Genomic DNA, 17,850 nt, shown 5'->3' on the forward strand with positions numbered 1-17,850 from the left:
TACGGCGTCCGCAGTCGGGCCACGTGGAAGAGTGCGTTCCCGTCAGCCGCCTTTGCCGGTCAGCCGGCGCATCCGGCACCTTCCCGCCGGATTCCGGCGGTACCTCCGTGTGCGCGCCCCTCAACAGGGCACCCGACGCCGCCAGGGGAACGTGCCCTGGACGAGGAGAACACCATGCCTGTAGCCACCTACTGTCTGACCGCCGTGGATTGCCCCGATCCTCCTGCTCTGGCCGACTTCTACGCCGCCCTTCTCGGCGGCGAGGTGAAGAAGTTGAGGGACGACTGGTACGACGTGTACGCGCCGGGCGGCCATCGCATCGCCTTCCAACGGGCTGAGGGCCACCAGCCGCCGCAGTGGCCCCGCGCGGACGACTCTCAGCAGCTCCACATCGACCTGAACGTCACGGACATGGCGGCAGCGGAGGCCGCCGTACTGTCGCTCGGCGCCATGCCCCTGGATCTGGAGGACCGGAACGGGCAGCGCGGGTTCCGCGTCTATGCCGATCCCGCAGGTCACCCGTTCTGCCTGTGCCGCGCCTGACCCACGGCTCGTCCGACGACGGGCGCAGCGGGCAGCGGGGCGGCGGACTCCTGCGCTCCGGTGTCGAGTTCCTGGGCTGGTGGGCAGCTCTTGTCGCGCTGTGGATTGTGCTGATCAGCGGCATCGACGCGTGGGAGCTGGGGGTCGGAGCCGCTTGCGCCTTCGCCGGAGCCCTGGCGGCCACCGCGGCTCGTCGCGCGGCGGGTGCCGAGTGAACGCCTGGCTGTGGTGCGGAACCACCTTTCTGGGACTCGGCCTGCCTCCCGTGATCTGGGGTGTGGCGTCCGGACCGCTGTCCCGCAGAGTGCTGGCGCAGAACACGGGCAGCACGGTCGTCGCTCTGGCCTTCCTCCTACTCGCCCAGGGGTACGCGCGCCCCTCGTACACGGATCTCTCCCTGGTCCTGTCGCTGCTCGGCCCGGTCGGCACTCTCGTCTGCGTGCGGCTGCTGGCCGACGACCTGTCGGCAGGTGCATCTCGCTGGTCCACGGCGGTGACTGCCCTGTGCGTCGCGGCCTCGCTGGCGGTGACCGCCGCCGTGTGCGCGGCGGCGGCTCCCGGCAGGCCGATGGTGAAACTCCTGCTCATCGGGGCGCTGGTGGCGCTCGGCAATGTGATCGCCGCACGGGCGCTGTCCGTGGGCGTGCTGGAGGAGGCGGACGGTACGCGATGAACGACGTGAACCCGGAGACGAGACGTGAACTCGGAGGTGAGGTGTGGTGAGCGAGGATCTGGTCGTCTCCGTCTGCCTCGTGCTGGTCGCCGCGTCAGCCACCGTCGCGGTCGCGGTACGTGAGCCGGTCCGGCAGGCACTGGTGCTGGCGGTGCTGGGACTGGCTCTGGCCGCGCTCTTCACGGTCCTGCAGGCACCGGACGTGGCCCTCTCCCAGCTGGCCGTCGGATCCGTGCTGACGCCGTTGCTGATCCTGCTGTCGGTGCGCAAGGTCAGACGCCGTGGGCATCCGACCGGTGACGAGGCGCAGCGGTGACGATCCGGATGCGGCGCTGGGTCATGGGGACCGGGGCGATCGGTCTGGCGGCGCTGTTCGTCGCCGCGTTCATGCGTCTGCCGCGCTTCGGTGGCGACCGGCATCCCTACGGTGACCGCGCCACCGACGCGGCCCTCACCCGGCACACCGCCAACGTGGTCTCCTCGATCAACTTCGATCTGCGGGCGTTCGACACCTTGGGCGAGGAGTCCATCCTGTTCGCCGCCGTCCTGGGCACCGTCGTACTGCTGCGGCAGACCCGCGAGGAGGACCGGGTGCCGCCGCGCTCCGCCGCCGTCGACCCCTGGGTGCGGCGCTATGCGCTCGCCGCGCTGCCCGTCGCCCTTGTGGTCGGCCTGTACGTGGTCGCACACGGTCAGCTGAGCCCGGGCGGCGGTTTTCAGGGCGGCGTCATCGTGGCCACCGCCGTGCATCTCCTCTACATCGGGGTGGACTACCGGGCTCTGGAGAGGATCCGTCCGGTGGCCCTCTACGAGGTGGGCGACGCGGTCGGCGAAGCCGCCTATCTGCTCGTCGGTGCAGCCGCACTGATCGGCGGCTCCGCCTTCCTGGCCAACACCCTCCTGCCGTACGGGACGTTCAACACCCTCACCTCCGGCGGGGTCGTCCCACTGCTGAATCTGGCGGTCGGCATCGAAGTGGCCTGTGCGGTCGTCGTGCTGGTGTCCCGGTTCCTCGACCAGGCCGTGGAGATCACCGACGCGGCATCGGACGCGGAGGGGGCGGGCACGAGGTGACGCACCTCTTCCCCTATCTGATCGCCGGATGGATCTTCCTCGTCGGCTGCTACGGGCTCGCCACGAGCCGGCACCTCGTGCACGCCGTCGGCTGCCTGGCGGTCTGCCAGTCCGCCACCTACGTGCTCCTGCTCGCTGTCGGCTACCGCGAGGGTGGCACCGCGCCCGTCCACTCCGATCTGGCCCCGCACTCCCGCCCTCTGGTCGACCCTGTGGTGCAGGCGCTCACCCTCACCGACGTGGTCGTGGGCGCGACGGTCACCGCCCTGCTCCTGGCCCTCGTGATCCAAGTGGCCAAACGCCACGGCACCGTCGACCCCGATGAACTTTCTGAGCTGCGCGGATGAACTCACTTCTGCCGCTGGTCGTGACCCTGCCCCTGATGGGCGCCGCGTTCCTCGTCGCGGTCGGCCGTGTGCTGCCGCGTATCGCCGCCGACGCCGTCGCGGCCTCGGTGGCGGTCTCGACCGCCGCGCTCGCCACGGTGCTCCTCGCGCACGCTTCGCCGGATGCCACGGAGTGGGTCGGGGGATGGGAACCCGTCGGCGGGAGGAGCGTGGGCATCGTTCTGATCGGTGACGCGCCCGGCACCGGGCTCGCAGCCCTCGTGTCCCTGCTCACCGTGTTCGTCCTCGCCTATTCCTGGCGCTACTTCGACGAGATGCCGCACGGGAACGCGGGTGCCTTCCCGGCGCTCGTCCTGCTCTTCCAGGCGGGGATGTGCGGATTCGCGCTGACCGGTGATCTCTTCAACGCATTCGTCTTCTTCGAGCTGATGGGAGTCGTCGCGTACGCCCTGACGGGGTACCGCGTGGAGGAGCCCAAGGCCGTACAGGGAGCTCTCACCTTCGGCGTCGTCAACTCCCTTGGCGCGTACGCCACGTTGATGGGGATCGCCCTGTTGTACGCCCGTACCGGTGAGCTGGGTATGCGGCAGATCGGTGCCGCGCTCTCGGCCGGGGGTCCACCGGACGGGCTGGTTCTGGGCGCCTTCGTCCTGGTGATGACGGGCCTGCTGGTGAAGGCCGCGGCTGTCCCGTTCCATTTCTGGCTGCCGGATGCCCACGCAGTGGCGCCGACCCCGGTGTGCATGCTGCTGTCCGGGGTCATGGTCGAGCTCGGTGTCTACGGTGTGTGGCGGGTGTACACCACCGTCTTCGCCGGACCGGGCGGGCTGCCCGCCGCCGACTTCACGCACTGCCTGGTGGTGCTCGGAGCCGTCACCGCCGTACTGGGTGCGGTGATGTGCTGGCAGCAGCACCACCTCAAGCGCATGCTCGCCTATTCAACGATCGCCCACACGGGGCTCTTCCTGGTGGGGATCAGTCTCCTGCGGCCCGAGTCGACCGCCGGGGTCGCCCTCTATGTGGTGGGCCATGCCGGTGTGAAGGCCGCCCTGTTCGCCTGCACCGGGATCTTGCTCGACCGGTACGGCAGCGTGGACGAACGTGAACTGCACGGTAGGGGACGGGAGCTGCGTGCCGTCGGCGTCCTGTTCGGCGTGGCCGCAGTCGCCCTGCCGGGCTTGCCGCCCTTCGGAACGGGGCTGGGCAAGGGCGTCATCGAGGAGGCCGGGGGCGGCACCGTCACCGCGCTCTTCCTGGCCGTCTCCGTGGCCACGGGAGCGGCCGTACTGCGCGCCGGGGCGCGGGTGTTCCTGGGCGCCGGTCCGCACCCCAGGGAGTCGGCGGAGTCGTCCGGGTCGACGTCCGGGGACGAGGAGCCCGAGACCCGCGAGCGGCTCGGGCGGCGGGTCCCACTGCCGATGGTGGCCGTTCCGGGGCTGCTGCTGGCGGGCGCGCTGGCCCTGGGGATCTTCCCGTCCGTGGCGGCCGGGTTCGGCAGGGCGTTCGGCGCCCCGGAGGCCGCCGCGCCACACTGGACGCTCGCGGCCGTGCTGACCGGCGTGCTGTCCACCGCGTGCGCGGCCGGGGCCGCGGCCCTCGCCGTACGACGGACAGCGCCGGCGGAACCGTACGCCTGGACCGGACCGCTGCGTCGCCTCCACTCGGGGCACGTCGGGGACTACATCGCCTGGTTTCTGCTCGGCACGGCCGCCCTGGCAGGACTGGCCCTGCCCGGCATCGTCAGCGGCGGCCTGCTGCCCTGAGCCCGTGCGTCGGACAGCGCGGCCCGCGCCTGGTCGAGGAGCTCCGCGGGCGTGAACCCCTGGCTCGCCAGGGCGTATTCGTAGCGTGCCGTCACTCGCTCTTCGCGTGGTCGCTCCCCGCGTCCCGGGTGAACGTGACGTCCTGGCCCCGGACGATGCGCGCGCCCATGTTCCTGCGCATCATCTCCATTGCCGCGTCGGCGAGTTCGGGGTGAATGGGGGCGACGGCATCGGAGACTACCGTCACGTCCAGGTGCCGGATATGGGCATCCAGCGCCGAATACAGCACGCATTGCTCGGTGACCTGGCCGCACAGGACGACGTGACGCACTCCCAGTTCCCACAACAGATACGTCAGCGGTGTCTCGTAGAAGATCGAGTGCCGCGCCTTAACGACGAACAGCGCGTCGTCGTCCGGCAGGATCGGCTCGACCAGATCCGCATGGGGACCGGTCAGGGCCGCGTCGACAAGTTCGCCATGGTGAGAACGCCATTGGCCGAAGTTGTCGTTGGCGTACACCACCAGGACGCCACGGGCGCGTGCCGCCACGAGCAGCTCGGCGATGACCGGCACGACCTTCCGGGCCTCGGGCACCAGTAGGCCTGCATCGCGGTGGTCGTACGTGTTGATCATGTCGATCACGATCACGGCGGACGACGGGTGGACGGTGCTCATGGTCACGGCTTCAGCAGGGTCCCCACCATGCCGTCTTCCTTGTCGACGGCACGGACCGCGCGCTCCTCGGCGCACTCGTGCCTGCGTCCCTCTGTGCAATTCGCTCCTGCGGGCATGACGCGTTCCTCTCCTCGGCGAAGGGCCCCCTACCAGGGGCTCACATCGCGCGGCGTCCTGCCAGGTGAACGTCTGTGGCGGAGGGCGCTGCGCGTACCGCGCCGGCGCCTCATGTCTGTGAGGGATCCACGTCCGCGGCCGCGTACTGCGGGCCGACCGTGTAGCGGGGATCCTCGGCCGACGCGATGCCCGCCGCGAAGATGCCGAACCGTGTGCACGCGGAGCCGGCGAGGAGGGCCAGTCCCGCCACGACGGCCGCAGGGCGGCTGCGCCGGGCGAGAAGGGCCGCGCCCGCCGCGCCCGCGACGGTAAGTGCCTCGGCGTAGCGCAGCAGCGTTCCCGCACGGCCGGACCGGTAGGTCTCCGCCACCATGCCCAGGTCGCGTTCGGCTGCCCGGATCGCGATCTGCTCGGACGCGGCGGCCAGCGCCGCCGCGCAGGTCGCCGGGGCGTTCTCCCCTGTGGGGCCAAGGACGAGAGCCATGCCGGACGCGGCGGCGGTGGCCGATGCGGCGAAGACATAGGGCAGTTGACGGTGGGCGCCGTGCCAGGCGGGTACCGCGGTGTCCGCCGCCAGCACCCCCGTGTAGGTGGCGAGGGCGGGACCGAGCAAAGCGGCGCCGGTGGTCGCCGCCACGCCGGTGCGGGGCAGACGGCCGGTGGCGGCGGTCAGTGCGGCGACGCCGGCCGCCGGGCCGTAGACGCTGAGGAGCCAGGAGCCGACGCTCATCGGTGAGGTGGGCTTGATGACCCTCAGCATATTCGGGAAGCGGCTCGGCACACCGAGGTCGTTGACGAGCGCGGCAGCGGACAGGGTGACCGACGCGAGCGAAGATGCCTTCAGTGCGGTGGCCGTCCTCGGCCGCCCGGTGAGGTGAGCGCCTGCCGCGAGCACCGAGCCCGCGCCGGCGAGCCCGCCCAGGAAGAAGTAGCCCGCGATGTCGCGCGCCGCCCAGGACGGGGCCTTGATGATCGGCCTGCCGTAGTACGAGCCGAACTCGGCGCGCGGGACCATGAGTTCCTCGCCGCGTCCCTTGCGGCCACGCCGCCGCGATCCCGTGGCGCTCATCGCCGTGCCTTTCCTCGCAGGACGGCCGGGGCCGCGAAGGACATCGCGAGACCACCGACCAGGGACAGAGCCGCGACGCCCGCGTGCTTCCACATGGCGGGGAGGTCCCGGGTCGTGACGACCGGGTCAGGGGGCAGCCCGTACACCTCGGGCCGGTCCAGGAGGAGGAAGAACGCTCCGTCGCCGCCGACGCCGTCCTCGGGGTGGTGCCCGTAGAGACGCGCCTCGCTCACCCCCGACTCGTGCAGTTGGTCGACGCGCAGCGCGGCACGCTCACGCAGCTCGTCGAGCGGGCCGAACTGGATGGATTCCGTCGGGCAGGCCTTCGCGCAGGCCGGTTCCTGACCGGCGCCGAGACGGTCGTAGCAGAGGGTGCACTTGAACGCCCGGCCGTCGGACGGGCGTTGCTCGATGACGCCGTACGGACATGCGGGCACGCAATAGCCGCAGCCGTTGCAGATGTCCTCCTGCACCACGACGGTGCCGAACTCGGTGCGGAAGAGTGACCCCGTGGGGCACACGTCCAGACACGCGGCGTGCGTGCAGTGCTTGCACACGTCGGACGACATCAACCAGCGCATGTCGGAAGCGCTACCGCTGCCCTGTGTCGCGGCGTCTTCCGGCCCCTCCGGTTGCGTCCCGGCCATCGGCAGAACCGTGCGTCCTGCCGGGGTGGGCGGGCCGTCGGCGGGCGCCGACTGTTCGATGAATGCCACGTGCCGCCATGTGGAGCTGCCCAGACCCTGGGTGTTGTCGTAGCTCATGCCGCTCAACGACAGCCCGTCCTCCGGGATCGCGTTCCACTCCTTGCACGCGACTTCGCAGGCCTTGCATCCGATGCACACGGACGTGTCGGTGAAGAACCCCACCCGTGGCGGGGCGTCCTCGTGACCCGCGTCGCGTGCCGGATCCGGTTCTGGGCCGCTGAGCAGGTTGCGGGTCACTTCTTCGGCTCCGTTCCCGTCTCGTCGGTGATGCCCGCCCTCCGGCGGTACGCGGCGACCAGCTTCGGCAGGTCCGGGCCCCGTGGGCGCCTGCCCGCGATGATGTCCGCCGTCAGCGCCTTGTCCTCCTGGATGTGGGAGTTGGGATCGAGCGCGATCGCGACCAGTTCGTTGGCCGCGTCCCCGGTGGCCACGCCGTTCGGCCCCCAGTGGAACGGCAGCCCGATCTGGTGCACCGTCCGCCCGTGCACGGTCAGCGGCTTCAGCCGCTCGGTCACCATCACCCGCGCCTCGATGGCGTTACGCGCGGTGACGATGGTCGCCCAGCCGCCGTGCACGAGGCCCCGCTCGGCGGCGAGCTGGGGAGAGAGCTCGCAGAAGAACTCCGGCTGCAGTTCGGACAGGTAGGACGACCAGCGGCTCATTCCGCCCGCGGTGAAGTGCTCGGTCAGACGGTGGGTGGTGACGATGTACGGATAGACGTCGGCGCCGGGTTCGTCGCCGCTCGGGTGGTAGCGGTTGCCCTCGCGCGGACGCAGCTGCCGGGTGGGAGAGCGCGACCACGAGGGATACAGGGCGTTGGCGAAGGGCGAGTCCTGCGGCTCGTAGTGGGTCGGGAGCGGTCCGTCCTCGAGGCCGGCCGGCGCGTACAGCCAGCCCTTGCCGTCGGCCTGCATGATGAACGGGTCGTCGCCGCGCAGCGCGTCGGGCCCGGTGGCGCCGTCCGGCGGCACGTAGTCCGGGGGCCGATCGGGCACGAAGTCGGGCACGTCGTGGCCCGTCCACCGGCCGGCGTCCTCGTCCCACCACACGTAGGACTTGCGGTCGCTCCAGGGCGTTCCGTCCGGGGCGGCGGACGCACGGTTGTACAGAATGCGCCGGTTCGCCGGCCACGCCCAGGCCCAGTCGGCGGCCACCCAGTCCTGTTCCGTGTGCGGAGTGCGGCGGGCCGCCCGGTTCACGCCGTCGGCGAAGACACCGCAGTAGATCCAGCATCCGCACCGGGTCGAGCCGTCGCCCTTCAACTGGGTGTAGGAGGACAGCGGCTCCCCGTTCGGGCCATGGCCGTTGATCTCGGCGAGGACCGAGGCGGCGACGGGTTCGCGCAGCGGGCCGTCCACCGGATAGTCCCAGGTCAGGTCCTGCACGGCCCGGTCCATGGGGTCGTTTGACGCGGCCAGTCTCTCCTTGATGCGTCGGCCCAGGTGGTACATGAACCACAGATCGCTGCGAGCGTCGCCGTCCGGCTCGACCGCCGCGTGGTGCCACTGCAGCCAGCGGTTGGTGTTGGTGAACGAGCCGGACTTCTCCGTGTGCGCCGCGGCGGGAAAGAAGAAGACCTCCGTGCCGATGTCCTCGGTGCGCATCTCCCCGGTCTCGATCTCCGGGCCGTCCTGCCACCAGGTCGCCGATTCGATCAGCGAGAAGTCCCGTACGACCAGCCACTCCAGCTCCGCCATGCCCATGCGCTGCAGCCGCGTGTTGGCCGAGCCGACCGCGGGATTCTCGCCCATCAGGAAGTAGCCCTTGCACGTGCCGTCGAGCTGCGCGAGCACGGTGTCGTACGTGCTGTGGGAGCCGGTCAGGCGCGGGAGATGGTCGAAGCAGAAGTCGTTGTCCGCCGTGGCTGCGTCGCCGTAGTACGCCTTGAGCAGGCTGACGAAGTAGGAGCGCATCTCGCCCCAGAAGCCCTTGTCCGTCCGGCTGGCCGTGACGAACGCGTCCAGGTCCTCGTGCGCATGCGCGTGCGGCATCGGCAGATAGCCGGGCAGCAGGTTGAACAGCGTCGGGATGTCGCTGGATCCCTGGATGGAGGCGTGCCCGCGCAACGCCTGGATGCCGCCACCGGGGCGGCCGATGTTGCCGAGCAGCAGTTGCAGGACGCTGGCCGCGCGGATGTACTGCGACCCCACGGAGTGCTGCGTCCAGCCGACCGCGTAGGCGAAGGCGCTGGTCCGTTCGCGCCCGGAGTTGGACGTCAGGGCGTCGCACACCTCCAGGAACGTCTCCCGCGCTACTCCGCAGGTCTGTTCGACGAGTTCTGGGGTGTAGCGCGCGTAGTGACGCTTGAGGATCTGGAAGACGCAGCGGGGGTGCTGCAGGGTCTCGTCCCGGGCCGGGTCGCCGTGAGCCTGGGCGCCGCCCGAGCCCTGCGTCTCCGCTCCCCCGGCGGCACTGATCCTGGCCTGGGCGCCCTCGCCGACGCGACGCTCGTACTGTTCGTCGACCTCTCCGGTGGGCTGCTGCACCTCCTCGCCCTCGTACTGCCAGCTCTCGGGGTCGTAGTGGCGCTCTTCCTCGTTCAGGCCGGAGAAGACGCCGCCCAGATCCTCGGTGTCCTGGAAGTCCTTGCTCACCAAGGTCGCCGCGTTCGTGTACGCGAGCACGTACTCGCGAAAGTCCTTCTCCTCGGTCAGGACGTGGTTGATGATGCCGCCGAGGAAGGCGATGTCGCTGCCCGCGCGGAGGGGGACGTGCAGGTCTGCCAGCGCGCTGGTGCGGGTGAAGCGCGGGTCAACGTGGATGATCCGCGCGCCCCGCGCCTTGGCCTCCATCACCCACTGGAATCCGACGGGGTGGGCCTCGGCGAAGTTCGAGCCCTGGATCACGATGCAGTCGGCGTGCTGCAGGTCCTGCATGAACGTGGTCGCGCCACCGCGTCCGAAGGAGGAGCCGAGTCCCGCGACGGTGGAGCTGTGACAGACCCTCGCCTGGTTCTCCACCTGGACCACGCCGAGCCCGGTCAGCAACTTCTTGATCAGGTAGTTCTCCTCGTTGTCCAGCGTCGCGCCGCCAAGACTGGCAATCCCGAGCGTGCGGGCCGTGCGGAGTCCGTCGTGTTCCCACTCCCAGGTGCGGCGCCGGGTCTCGACCACTCGGTCGGCGACCATGTCCATCGCCGTCTCCAGATCGAGCGGCTCCCAGTCCCGCGCGTAGGGGCGACGGTAGAGGACCTCGTGACGGCGCGCGGATCCGGTGGTGAGCTGGAGCGTCGCCGAACCCTTCGGGCACAGGCGCCCCCGGCTCACCGGGGAGTCCGGATCGCCCTCGATCTGAACGACCCGGTCGTCCTTGACGTAGATCTCCTGACCGCATCCGACCGCACAGTAGGGGCAGACCGACTTCACGACCCGGTCGGCGGTGTCAGTCCGCGGGCGCAGGGTCTCGCTGCGCGGCGACATCGCGGCCGAGCCCCGCCCCAGCGGGTCGGCTCCGGTGATCTGGCGCAAGACCGGCCAGTCGAGGATCCGGTTGCGAGCACCCATCGCTCCTCCAACGCTCACGGCACGTAACGAGTCTCCTGCGGGCCCGTGCGACCGGCGACTTCAAGCACTACAGCGCGTGACCGGGGCGGTGTGCCCGTCGCCAGGTACCCCTCCTCCGACGGACGACACTTCCGTCTCGGTGCCGCATGTCGTCCCCGGCTCGTGTCCGGGTGCTGTTTGGAGACCAGCACGTCCTGTGCGGGAGGACACCGGTCCGCGCCCGATGCGTCATCCCCATGGACGTGGGTACCCAGCTGCCGGATCGCGACATTCCGGTCCTGACGGCACTGTTGGCCGAACCGGTGACTCGGGTGAAGGCACAGACAGGGACGGTGAGGACGATGAAGGCACTGGTCTACGAGGGACCGCGGGAGGTGCAGGTCAAGGACGTTCCCGATGCGAAGATCGAGCGTCCCACCGACGTCCTCGTACGGATCACCTCCACCAACATCTGCGGGTCCGACCTCCACATGTACGAGGGCCGCACCACGATGGAGCCCGGTCGTATCCTCGGCCACGAGAACCTCGGGGAGGTCATCGAGGTCGGCGCGGGAGTGGACCGGGTACGCGTCGGGGACCGCGTGTGCCTGCCGTTCAACGTGGGATGCGGATTCTGCGCCAACTGCGAGCGGGGCTTCACCGGGTTCTGCCTCACCGTCGACTCCGACACCCCGGGCGGCGCCTACGGATTCGCCGAGATGGGCACCTACTCCGGCGGTCAGGCCGAGATCCTTCGAGTGCCGTGGGCGGACTTCAACTGCCTGGTGCTTCCCGAGGACGCCGAGGAGCGCGAGAACGACTACGTCATGCTGGCCGACATCTTTCCTACCGGCTACCACGCTACGGAGCTGGCCGACGTGTCGCCGGGCGAGTCGGTGGTCGTCTACGGCGCCGGGCCGGTCGGACTCATGGCCGCCTACTCGGCGCGACTGCGCGGGGCGGCCCAGGTGATCGTGGTGGACCGACAACCCGACCGGCTCCGGCTCGCCGAGAGGGCCGGGGCGATTGCCGTGGACGACTCCGGCGGTGACCACGTCGAGCAGATCAGGGAGCTGACCGACGGCGGGGCCGACAAGGGCTGCGAGTGTGTCGGCTACCAGGCTCACGACCCGCAGGGCAACGAGACACCCGAATCGACGATGAACGACCTGGTGGCATCGGTACGCGCGACTGGCGCCATCGGTGTCGTCGGCGTGTTCCTGCCCCAGGACGACGGCGCCCCGACGAAGCTGACGCAGGACGGCAGGCTGCCCTTCGACTTCGGCCAGTTCTGGTTCAAGGGGCAGCGCATCGGAACGGGGCAGGCCAACGTCAAGAGGTACAACCGCTACCTGGGCAACCTCATCCATCACGGGCGCGCCGAACCGTCGTTCGTCGTCTCCCACGAACTCCCCCTCTCTGAGGGGGCCGAGGCGTACCGCAAGTTCGACGACCGCGAGGACGGCTGGACCAAGGTCGTACTCAAGCCTTGACCGGCCGGAAGCAAGCGCGATGGGGACAGCGGATACTTCGAGCACATAGCCGGTCGGCCGGCCACGAAATGGCGACTTGGGGTCCCCTCCGGTACAGGAGGGCTCGGCCGGGTCAGGACAGTAGGGTGCCGCCCGTGGCATTGCGGGTCTCCGCGGTAATGAAGCTCGCCTCGCCGAAGGCGTTTGCGTGTACGACGCCTGGCACGGCCCCGGACAGTGGGCGGCGACGAAACGCGCGCTGTCCGGACTGGGCACTGCGAGCGTGGCCGTCGACACGCCGGGGCTCGGCTTCGACGCACCCCTGCCCGGCCGAGCAGCACCTGATGATCGCGGAAGCCGACTGGGCCCTCCCCGGTAACCCGTTCACCGTGCACACCCCGCCCGGCAGCCACCGCCCGTTCGCCGACTGCCCTCGTGACGCTCGGGGTGCGGGCGTGTCTGCCCCGCGGGATCCCCGCGATCCTGCCCGGCGAGCGTCTGACCGAGCCCGTGCTGACCTATCTGCGCACGGGAGTGCAGGCTGGAATGAACCTTCCCGACGCGGCCGACCCGACCGTCACCGCCGTGCGTGTCGTCAAGTGAGCCCAACGCGCCGTACGCCGTTTCGCACCCCGAAAACGCGAGGAGGAAGCCGTGCCGCACCACCACCCGGACAGCGGGCGCGAGGAAACCGCCGAACAGCGGGCGGACCGACGATGGGCGGACCTCGTCCAAGAGATGCGGGTCGCCCTCACGGGCGTGCAGATCCTCTTCGGATTCCTGCTCACCGTCGTGTTCATGCCCCGCTTCCCTCAGCTGTCCACCACAGACCGGAACATCTACATCGTGACCGTGCTCCTCGGCTCGGCATCGACGGGTGCCCTGATCGGGCCGGTCGCCTTCCACCGCCTGGTCACCGGACGTCGCATCAAACCCCAGGCGGTGATCTGGGCGTCCCGGCTCACCGTGGTCGGGCTGGTCCTGCTGCTGTGCACCCTGACCTCGGCTCTGCTGCTGATTCTGCGGGTTGCGATGCACGACGCACTCGCACCGCTCCTCGTCGCGGCCATCCTCGTGTGGTATCTGGTGTGCTGGTTCGCCCTGCCTTTGTGGGCACGGACCCGCTACACCGAGTCCGGTCCGTCATCAGCGGACAACAACACGGAGTGACACCGCGTGCGGAGGCCGGCTGCTTCAATGCAGGACGCTCACCGCTCGGGCGATGACCAGGAGCGACGTCAGGAGCGCGGGGCCGTCCTTCACTCCCGCCTGGACCAGTTGCTGGATCAACGTGGCGAGCGCGGCCAGATTACTCACCGCGATGATGGCCACGAGGGTGAGCGACAGGACGCGGAAGTGGCGGGTGAGCCGGCGTGGGTTGATCGCCACCAGCGGCACCAGCAGGACGACTTCCAGTGCGGGCAGGACGTAGCGCGGGGCGAGCAGGAGTTGCTCGGGCAGCAGGAGGTAGAGCCCGACCGCTGTCAGCGTCGCGACGACGGCGGGCAGCCGGGCCTCGCCGCGTCGCTGGTGACGGGGGTGTCGGTGCTGGGCATCGGCCCGGGTAAGAGGCACGGGTCATCCTCCGGTCCGCCGGCGCTCGTCCGGTTCCCTCCGGTCAGCTGCCGGTGAGGTGTTCGCGGATGGCGGTGACGAAGGCGTCCAGATCCTTCGGGGTGCGCGAGGTGATCAGCGGATAGCCGCCCGCCCGGTCCCCCACCACCGGTTCGTCCAACCACGCCTTGGCACCCGCGTTGGTGACGTCGGTGCGCAGGGACGGGTAGGAGGTGAGGGTCTTGCCCCGCAGCACGTCGGCCTCGACCAGCGCCCAAGGGCCGTGACAGATAGCGGCAACGGGCCGGCCGCTCGCCGCGAACGCCTTCACCGTGTCGACAGCGGCCGTCTGCAGTCGCAGCTGGTCGGCGTTGAGCGTGCCGCCGGGAAGGAGCAGCAGATCGTGCGGGGCGGCGCCCAGGGCCTCGAAGGGGACGTCCGGGTCCACGCTCTCGCCCGGATCCTTGTCGCCCTGCAGCGTCTGGACGGGATCCGTGCTGACCGCAGCGACAGTGACATCGGCGCCGCCGTCGCGCAACTGCCCCAGCGGCACAAGGAGTTCGTCCTGCTCGACGCCGTAGTTGGTGACCAGGGCCAGGACACTGCGGCCCTCGAGTCGTCGTTCAGTCATGAGCTCGGCCTTTCTGTACGGGCTGTGTCGGGCGAGCGGAGGCCGGTCATTCGGCCGCCGGGTATGGGTGTTCCTTCAGGAGCTTGGCGAGGTGGACGGTGTTGGCGGCGAGCGTGTGCGTGGTGTCCGCCACGGCTTCAGGCGTCTCGCCGAGGTCCTGGTAGTCGGTGCCCTGCTGGGCCTCCCCCACCCAGTAGGTGACCGCGCCGGGGGCGAGGGAGAACCCAACGTCGTTCAGGGCCTGGAAGACGTCCGCGCTGACCTTGTGCGCGCCGTCCTCGTTGCCGACCACGGCGACCGCGGCGGCCTTGCCGTACATGAGCGGGCGCCCGTGTTCGTCCATCTGCGAGGAGTCGGCGTTGAGCCGTTCCAGGACGCGCTGGCAGATGCTGGAGGGGTGCCCCAGCCAGATCGGCGTGGCGATGACGAGGATGTCGGATTGCAGCACCTTGTCGCGCAGCAGTGGCCAGGCGTCCCCCTCCCCCATATCCGTCTCGATGCCGGGGCGTACGTCATGGTCGGCGACGCGGACCGTCTCGGTCGCCACGCCGAGTTTGTCCAGTTCGGTACAGACCTGGTCCGACAGCAACTGGCTGCTTGACCGGGCCGGGGAAGCGTTAAGAGTGCAGACCAGGGACAGGGCGAGCATGGTCGGTTCCTTCCTGTACGGAACGGGACGGTCGGCGGGAGGCCACCGGGTCAAAGGGATGCCGGCTCGGGCAGCGGGGAGCGCAGGGCGCTGCGGCCGTCGCGCCACGCGTTCAAGAGCGTGGCGGCGAGGCGGTCTTCGAGGAGGCCGGTGGCCTGCACGCCGAAGGCGACGTCGGCGTCGAGTTCGGGTTCGCACGCCAGCAAGCCGCCCACGACCTCGCGGCGGACGACCTGTTCGTGCACAGCGTCCGCCTCGACGTGTTCGTCGTAGAAGCGCTGTGCGGCCGGCCCCGCCTTCATGCGGCGCAGGGCCTCGGCCAGCCGCCGGGAGCCGGGTGAGGAGGTGATCTCGACGGCGGCGAAATGACCCACGAGCGCGCCACGCAGGGACCGGTGCAGGCCCAACAGCGACATGAGGTTGACCGTGGCGAGGGCTTCGGCAGGCGCCGTGTCGAGGTAGAAGCCGTACGTGGCGTCCAGGGACAGATCCCGCATCAGGTCGGCGAAGAGACTGGCGTGGATGTCCTCGGCCCGGCCGGCACCGAACTCGTCGTACTCGACCGCGACCATCGCGGCCTTCGCCGTCCCGTGCAGACGGGGAATGACCCAGGCGTGCGGGTCGGCTTCCTTGAGGTGGTAGAGCGAGCGCAGGGCCGCGTACTCGCGGACCTGCCACCGCTCGCCGTCGCGGTGCAGGTGGTGGCTGACACTGTGCGGGTCGTGGCCGGCCGGTTCGATCAGGAGTGCGTCCAGGGTGCTCGCCGCGTCCATGTCTGGCGTCGCATCGGCCCTCAGCGCTCCGAGGAAGTACTCCTCCAGGTTCCGGCGCAGGGCGAGAAGGGTGGGGTCCCACTCGCGGTCGTCGTCGACACTGTCGAAGCCCTGGTAGTGCAGTTCGTAGAGCACGTACAGCGCGAGGTGCAGATCGTCGCCGTACGGATCCAGCGCCAGGTTCACGGACGAGGCCGACGCGGGAACAGCCGCGCGCCGCAATGCTGCCAGCAGACCCTCCGAGACCGGGCCGCGGGCTTCGGGCAGCGGCGGCCTGCGACAGCGGGACTCGAACGTGACAGTCACGGTGATCCCTCCTGTTCAGCGGGACCGTTCTCTGGCGACGGCCCCGCGTCCTTGGGACGTTTCCGGTGGCTGGTGTCGCACCAGGGGAAGGTCCGGCTGCGGCGGCACGTGCACAGCGCCACGCGGAACCGGTGGGAGGTGTGCACGGTCCCCGCCTCGTCGACGACCTCCACGGGCCCCTCGACCAAGAAGGGGCCCATTTCGCGGCTCACCGTCACGCGGGGCGTACGGTCATGAGCGCTCGGCACGAACGATCACCAGCCCTTCCTTCTCCGCGTCACCGTCCAGGTACCCCTGGGCACACAACCAGTCACGCCGGCCTCGCGTGACTGGACCGAACGGCACCTGGGCCCGGTCCATGACCCGCGCCGCCATCCCCAGCGCGCCCAACCCCTCGATCGTCTGCGTGACGCCGCACAGTTCGGAGTGGACCATCAAGAGGGTGCCGCCCGGCCGCAGGACACGAGCGGCGGTGGCACAGACTCTGTCCACCACACCACGGCCGCCCGCTCCGCCTTCCCACGCCCGGGCCGCACCGCGCGGTGCCCGCCGCCCGGGCGCGCTCGGGACGTAGGGCGGATTGCTGACAACCAGATCGAACGAGGCGTCCTCCAGTCCCGTGCCGACCGCTGCCAGATCGCCCCTGCGCACCGTGATCGAGGCGCCGTTGAGCCAGGCATTCAGGCGTGCCGTCCACACCGCCCGCCAGGCGACGTCGAGGGCCGTCACCCGGGCACCGCGCAGTGCGGCGGCCACGGCCACGGCTCCCGAGCCCGTGCCTAGATCCACAGCCGTAGTCCGTTCGCCGACGTCTTCATCGTTCAGGGCGCGCAGCAGCAGCCACGTGTCGGCTTGCGGCGCGTATACGCCGTACGGGGAGAGGAGGCGGAGCCCTGAGCGGGCCACCGCCCCGTCGCGGGGCCGGGCAGTCGTCGTCACAAGTGCCTCGTGACAGACCGTGTACGGGATGGGATGCGGCGTGCCCCGGGCCTCATCAGCTGTCCAGCTGCGGCAGGACGTTGCTGCGGTAGAAGTCGAAGAAACCCTGCTGTTCAGGGCCGATCTGACCGATATACACCTCGTCGAAGCCCGCATCGATGTATGCGGTCACGGCCTGCACGTGTTCGTCCACGTCGTCGCCGCAGACCATGCCGTCGGCGACCGCTTCCTCGGTCACGAGCGTCGACGCCTGCTCGAAGTGGGCGGGGTCGGGGAGCACCTGGCCGAGTTCGCCGGGCAGGAACTGGGTCGGCCACAACCGATGGGCCGTCTTGACCGCCTGGTCGCGGTCGGCGCCCCAGCACACCTTCACCCCGCCGAGCACGGGCTTCTGCCCGCCGCCGGCCCGCCGGAACTGGCCCACCAGATCGGGGTCCGGCGTCATGGTGACGAATCCGTCCCCGATCCGGCCGGCTACTGCGGCGGCCTTGGGCCCGAACCCGGACACGTAGATCGGCACCGGCTCGTCGGGCACGGTATAGAGGCGGGCGTTCTCCACCGTGTAGTACTTGCCGCGGTGCGTGACCTCCTCGCCGCTCTGCAGGCTCCGGATGACCTGGACAGCTTCCTCCAGCATGTCCAGGCGTACGTCGACGGCCGGCCAATGGTCCCCGAGAATGTGCTCGTTGAGGGCCTCGCCGCTGCCCACCCCGAACCGGAATCGGTTATCGGTGAGCACGCCGGAGGTCGCGAGGGCCTGGGCGGTGAGGGCCGGGTGCATCCGCATGGTGGGACAGGTGACGAACGTCGTCACGGGCAGTGACGTCACCTGGGCAAGTGCCCCGATCATCGACCAGACGAACGGACTCTGCCCCTGCTCCCCGGTCCACGGGTGGTAGTGGTCGGAGATGGCCAACGCGGTGAAGCCGGCCTGTTCCGCAGCTCGTGCCTGCTCCAACAACTGGGCGGGCGTGAATTCCTCGCTCGCCAGGAAATACCCGAAACGCGTCACGACCTGCTCCTCACTGCACCCTCGTGCACGACACCGAAGCCCGCTCGTCACATGAGCCTCGTG

The 17,850-nt window shown here is 70.0% G+C and carries 21 protein-coding genes; 10 read left to right on the top strand and 11 right to left on the bottom strand.

The window, feature by feature from the left end; all coding sequences use genetic code 11:
• The first annotated feature begins 174 nt into the window (after nucleotides 1-174).
• The 7 genes from M4J07_RS00155 to M4J07_RS00185 all read left to right on the top strand — a co-directional run bounded on the left by M4J07_RS00155 (nucleotide 175) and on the right by M4J07_RS00185 (nucleotide 4,400).
• Nucleotides 175-543, top strand: coding sequence for a VOC family protein (locus tag M4J07_RS00155; protein WP_255965612.1), 369 nt, complete (start codon nucleotides 175-177; stop codon nucleotides 541-543).
• Nucleotides 531-758 carry a hypothetical protein gene (locus M4J07_RS00160; RefSeq protein WP_255965877.1) on the top strand — a complete coding sequence of 76 codons (228 nt, stop codon included), beginning with the start codon at nucleotides 531-533 and terminating at the stop codon, nucleotides 756-758. The genes M4J07_RS00155 and M4J07_RS00160 overlap by 13 nt, the downstream gene beginning before the upstream one ends.
• 62 nt (nucleotides 759-820) lie before the next feature.
• Complete coding sequence (locus M4J07_RS00165) at nucleotides 821-1,216, top strand: MrpF/PhaF family protein (protein ID WP_255965614.1); 396 nt, start codon at nucleotides 821-823, stop codon at nucleotides 1,214-1,216.
• Between the two features lie 46 nt (nucleotides 1,217-1,262).
• Nucleotides 1,263-1,532 carry a Na(+)/H(+) antiporter subunit B gene (locus M4J07_RS00170; RefSeq protein ID WP_255965616.1) on the top strand — a complete coding sequence of 90 codons (270 nt, stop codon included), beginning with the start codon at nucleotides 1,263-1,265 and terminating at the stop codon, nucleotides 1,530-1,532.
• Nucleotides 1,529-2,290 carry an MnhB domain-containing protein gene (locus M4J07_RS00175; protein ID WP_255965618.1) on the top strand — a complete coding sequence of 254 codons (762 nt, stop codon included), beginning with the start codon at nucleotides 1,529-1,531 and terminating at the stop codon, nucleotides 2,288-2,290. The genes M4J07_RS00170 and M4J07_RS00175 overlap by 4 nt, the downstream gene beginning before the upstream one ends.
• Nucleotides 2,287-2,637: a sodium:proton antiporter gene (locus M4J07_RS00180; protein WP_255965620.1), complete on the top strand. Its 351-nt coding sequence runs from the start codon at nucleotides 2,287-2,289 to the stop codon at nucleotides 2,635-2,637. The genes M4J07_RS00175 and M4J07_RS00180 overlap by 4 nt, the downstream gene beginning before the upstream one ends.
• Nucleotides 2,634-4,400 (top strand): complex I subunit 5 family protein, encoded by a 1,767-nt coding sequence (locus tag M4J07_RS00185; RefSeq protein WP_255965623.1) that lies wholly within the window; start codon nucleotides 2,634-2,636, stop codon nucleotides 4,398-4,400. Before M4J07_RS00180 ends, M4J07_RS00185 begins: the two co-directional genes overlap by 4 nt.
• Before the next feature lie 91 nt (nucleotides 4,401-4,491).
• On the opposite strand, the gene M4J07_RS00190 is transcribed toward M4J07_RS00185, so the two are convergent.
• The 4 genes from M4J07_RS00190 to fdh all read right to left on the bottom strand — a co-directional run bounded on the left by M4J07_RS00190 (nucleotide 4,492) and on the right by fdh (nucleotide 10,472).
• Nucleotides 4,492-5,076 (bottom strand): cysteine hydrolase family protein, encoded by a 585-nt coding sequence (locus M4J07_RS00190; protein ID WP_255965625.1) that lies wholly within the window; start codon nucleotides 5,074-5,076, stop codon nucleotides 4,492-4,494.
• Nucleotides 5,077-5,302: 226 nt separating this feature from the next.
• Entirely contained in the window at nucleotides 5,303-6,262 is a 960-nt protein-coding gene (nrfD, locus tag M4J07_RS00195) for an NrfD/PsrC family molybdoenzyme membrane anchor subunit (RefSeq protein WP_255965627.1), read from the bottom strand.
• Nucleotides 6,259-7,206 (bottom strand): 4Fe-4S dicluster domain-containing protein, encoded by a 948-nt coding sequence (locus tag M4J07_RS00200; protein WP_255965628.1) that lies wholly within the window; start codon nucleotides 7,204-7,206, stop codon nucleotides 6,259-6,261. Before M4J07_RS00200 ends, nrfD begins: the two co-directional genes overlap by 4 nt.
• Nucleotides 7,203-10,472, bottom strand: coding sequence for a formate dehydrogenase (gene fdh, locus M4J07_RS00205; RefSeq protein WP_255965630.1), 3,270 nt, complete (start codon nucleotides 10,470-10,472; stop codon nucleotides 7,203-7,205). Before fdh ends, M4J07_RS00200 begins: the two co-directional genes overlap by 4 nt.
• A 341-nt stretch (nucleotides 10,473-10,813) precedes the next feature.
• On the opposite strand from fdh, the gene M4J07_RS00210 reads away from it, so the two are divergent.
• From M4J07_RS00210 to M4J07_RS00225, 3 genes are all read left to right on the top strand, one after another.
• The gene (locus M4J07_RS00210) at nucleotides 10,814-11,944 is read left to right on the top strand and encodes a glutathione-independent formaldehyde dehydrogenase (RefSeq protein ID WP_255965633.1); all 1,131 of its coding nucleotides are present in this window, start codon (nucleotides 10,814-10,816) and stop codon (nucleotides 11,942-11,944) included.
• Nucleotides 11,945-12,358: 414 nt separating this feature from the next.
• Complete coding sequence (locus tag M4J07_RS00220) at nucleotides 12,359-12,526, top strand: hypothetical protein (RefSeq protein WP_255965879.1); 168 nt, start codon at nucleotides 12,359-12,361, stop codon at nucleotides 12,524-12,526.
• Between the two features lie 51 nt (nucleotides 12,527-12,577).
• Nucleotides 12,578-13,093 carry a DUF6328 family protein gene (locus tag M4J07_RS00225; protein WP_255965635.1) on the top strand — a complete coding sequence of 172 codons (516 nt, stop codon included), beginning with the start codon at nucleotides 12,578-12,580 and terminating at the stop codon, nucleotides 13,091-13,093.
• Between the two features lie 24 nt (nucleotides 13,094-13,117).
• Here M4J07_RS00225 and M4J07_RS00230 read toward each other — a convergent pair whose 3' ends face one another.
• The 7 genes from M4J07_RS00230 to M4J07_RS00260 all read right to left on the bottom strand — a co-directional run bounded on the left by M4J07_RS00230 (nucleotide 13,118) and on the right by M4J07_RS00260 (nucleotide 17,787).
• Nucleotides 13,118-13,498: a hypothetical protein gene (locus M4J07_RS00230; RefSeq protein WP_255965637.1), complete on the bottom strand. Its 381-nt coding sequence runs from the start codon at nucleotides 13,496-13,498 to the stop codon at nucleotides 13,118-13,120.
• Nucleotides 13,499-13,541: 43 nt separating this feature from the next.
• On the bottom strand, nucleotides 13,542-14,108 hold the full coding sequence (locus M4J07_RS00235) for a DJ-1/PfpI family protein (protein WP_255965639.1): 567 nt from the start codon (nucleotides 14,106-14,108) through the stop codon (nucleotides 13,542-13,544).
• Nucleotides 14,109-14,154: 46 nt separating this feature from the next.
• A complete protein-coding gene (locus tag M4J07_RS00240; protein WP_255965641.1) occupies nucleotides 14,155-14,757 on the bottom strand; it encodes a flavodoxin family protein in 603 nt (200 codons plus the stop codon).
• A 50-nt stretch (nucleotides 14,758-14,807) separates the two neighbouring features.
• Entirely contained in the window at nucleotides 14,808-15,836 is a 1,029-nt protein-coding gene (locus M4J07_RS00245; protein WP_255965644.1) for an iron-containing redox enzyme family protein, read from the bottom strand.
• The gene (locus tag M4J07_RS00250) at nucleotides 15,833-16,036 is read right to left on the bottom strand and encodes a CDGSH iron-sulfur domain-containing protein (protein ID WP_255965646.1); all 204 of its coding nucleotides are present in this window, start codon (nucleotides 16,034-16,036) and stop codon (nucleotides 15,833-15,835) included. Before M4J07_RS00250 ends, M4J07_RS00245 begins: the two co-directional genes overlap by 4 nt.
• 31 nt (nucleotides 16,037-16,067) lie before the next feature.
• On the bottom strand, nucleotides 16,068-16,742 hold the full coding sequence (locus M4J07_RS00255; protein WP_255965860.1) for a HemK2/MTQ2 family protein methyltransferase: 675 nt from the start codon (nucleotides 16,740-16,742) through the stop codon (nucleotides 16,068-16,070).
• An 88-nt stretch (nucleotides 16,743-16,830) separates the two neighbouring features.
• Nucleotides 16,831-17,787 carry an LLM class F420-dependent oxidoreductase gene (locus M4J07_RS00260; RefSeq protein ID WP_255965648.1) on the bottom strand — a complete coding sequence of 319 codons (957 nt, stop codon included), beginning with the start codon at nucleotides 17,785-17,787 and terminating at the stop codon, nucleotides 16,831-16,833.
• Nucleotides 17,788-17,850: the final 63 nt, after the last annotated feature.

The sequence above is a fragment of the Streptomyces longispororuber genome, assembly GCF_024448165.1.
Taxonomy (GTDB): Bacteria; Actinomycetota; Actinomycetes; order Streptomycetales; family Streptomycetaceae; genus Streptomyces; species Streptomyces longispororuber_A.

Excerpts from the sequence above, each read along its gene's own strand:
- nrfD (WP_255965627.1), bottom strand. The coding sequence starts at position 6,262 with ATGAGCGCCACGGGATCGCGGCGGCGTGGCCGCAAGGGACGCGGCGAG.
- M4J07_RS00185 (WP_255965623.1), top strand. The coding sequence starts at position 2,634 with ATGAACTCACTTCTGCCGCTGGTCGTGACCCTGCCCCTGATGGGCGCC.
- fdh (WP_255965630.1), bottom strand. The coding sequence starts at position 10,472 with ATGGGTGCTCGCAACCGGATCCTCGACTGGCCGGTCTTGCGCCAGATC.
- M4J07_RS00250 (WP_255965646.1), bottom strand. The coding sequence starts at position 16,036 with ATGGGCCCCTTCTTGGTCGAGGGGCCCGTGGAGGTCGTCGACGAGGCG.
- M4J07_RS00235 (WP_255965639.1), bottom strand. The coding sequence starts at position 14,108 with ATGACTGAACGACGACTCGAGGGCCGCAGTGTCCTGGCCCTGGTCACC.
- M4J07_RS00210 (WP_255965633.1), top strand. The coding sequence starts at position 10,814 with ATGAAGGCACTGGTCTACGAGGGACCGCGGGAGGTGCAGGTCAAGGAC.
- M4J07_RS00240 (WP_255965641.1), bottom strand. The coding sequence starts at position 14,757 with ATGCTCGCCCTGTCCCTGGTCTGCACTCTTAACGCTTCCCCGGCCCGG.
- M4J07_RS00155 (WP_255965612.1), top strand. The coding sequence starts at position 175 with ATGCCTGTAGCCACCTACTGTCTGACCGCCGTGGATTGCCCCGATCCT.
- M4J07_RS00190 (WP_255965625.1), bottom strand. The coding sequence starts at position 5,076 with ATGAGCACCGTCCACCCGTCGTCCGCCGTGATCGTGATCGACATGATC.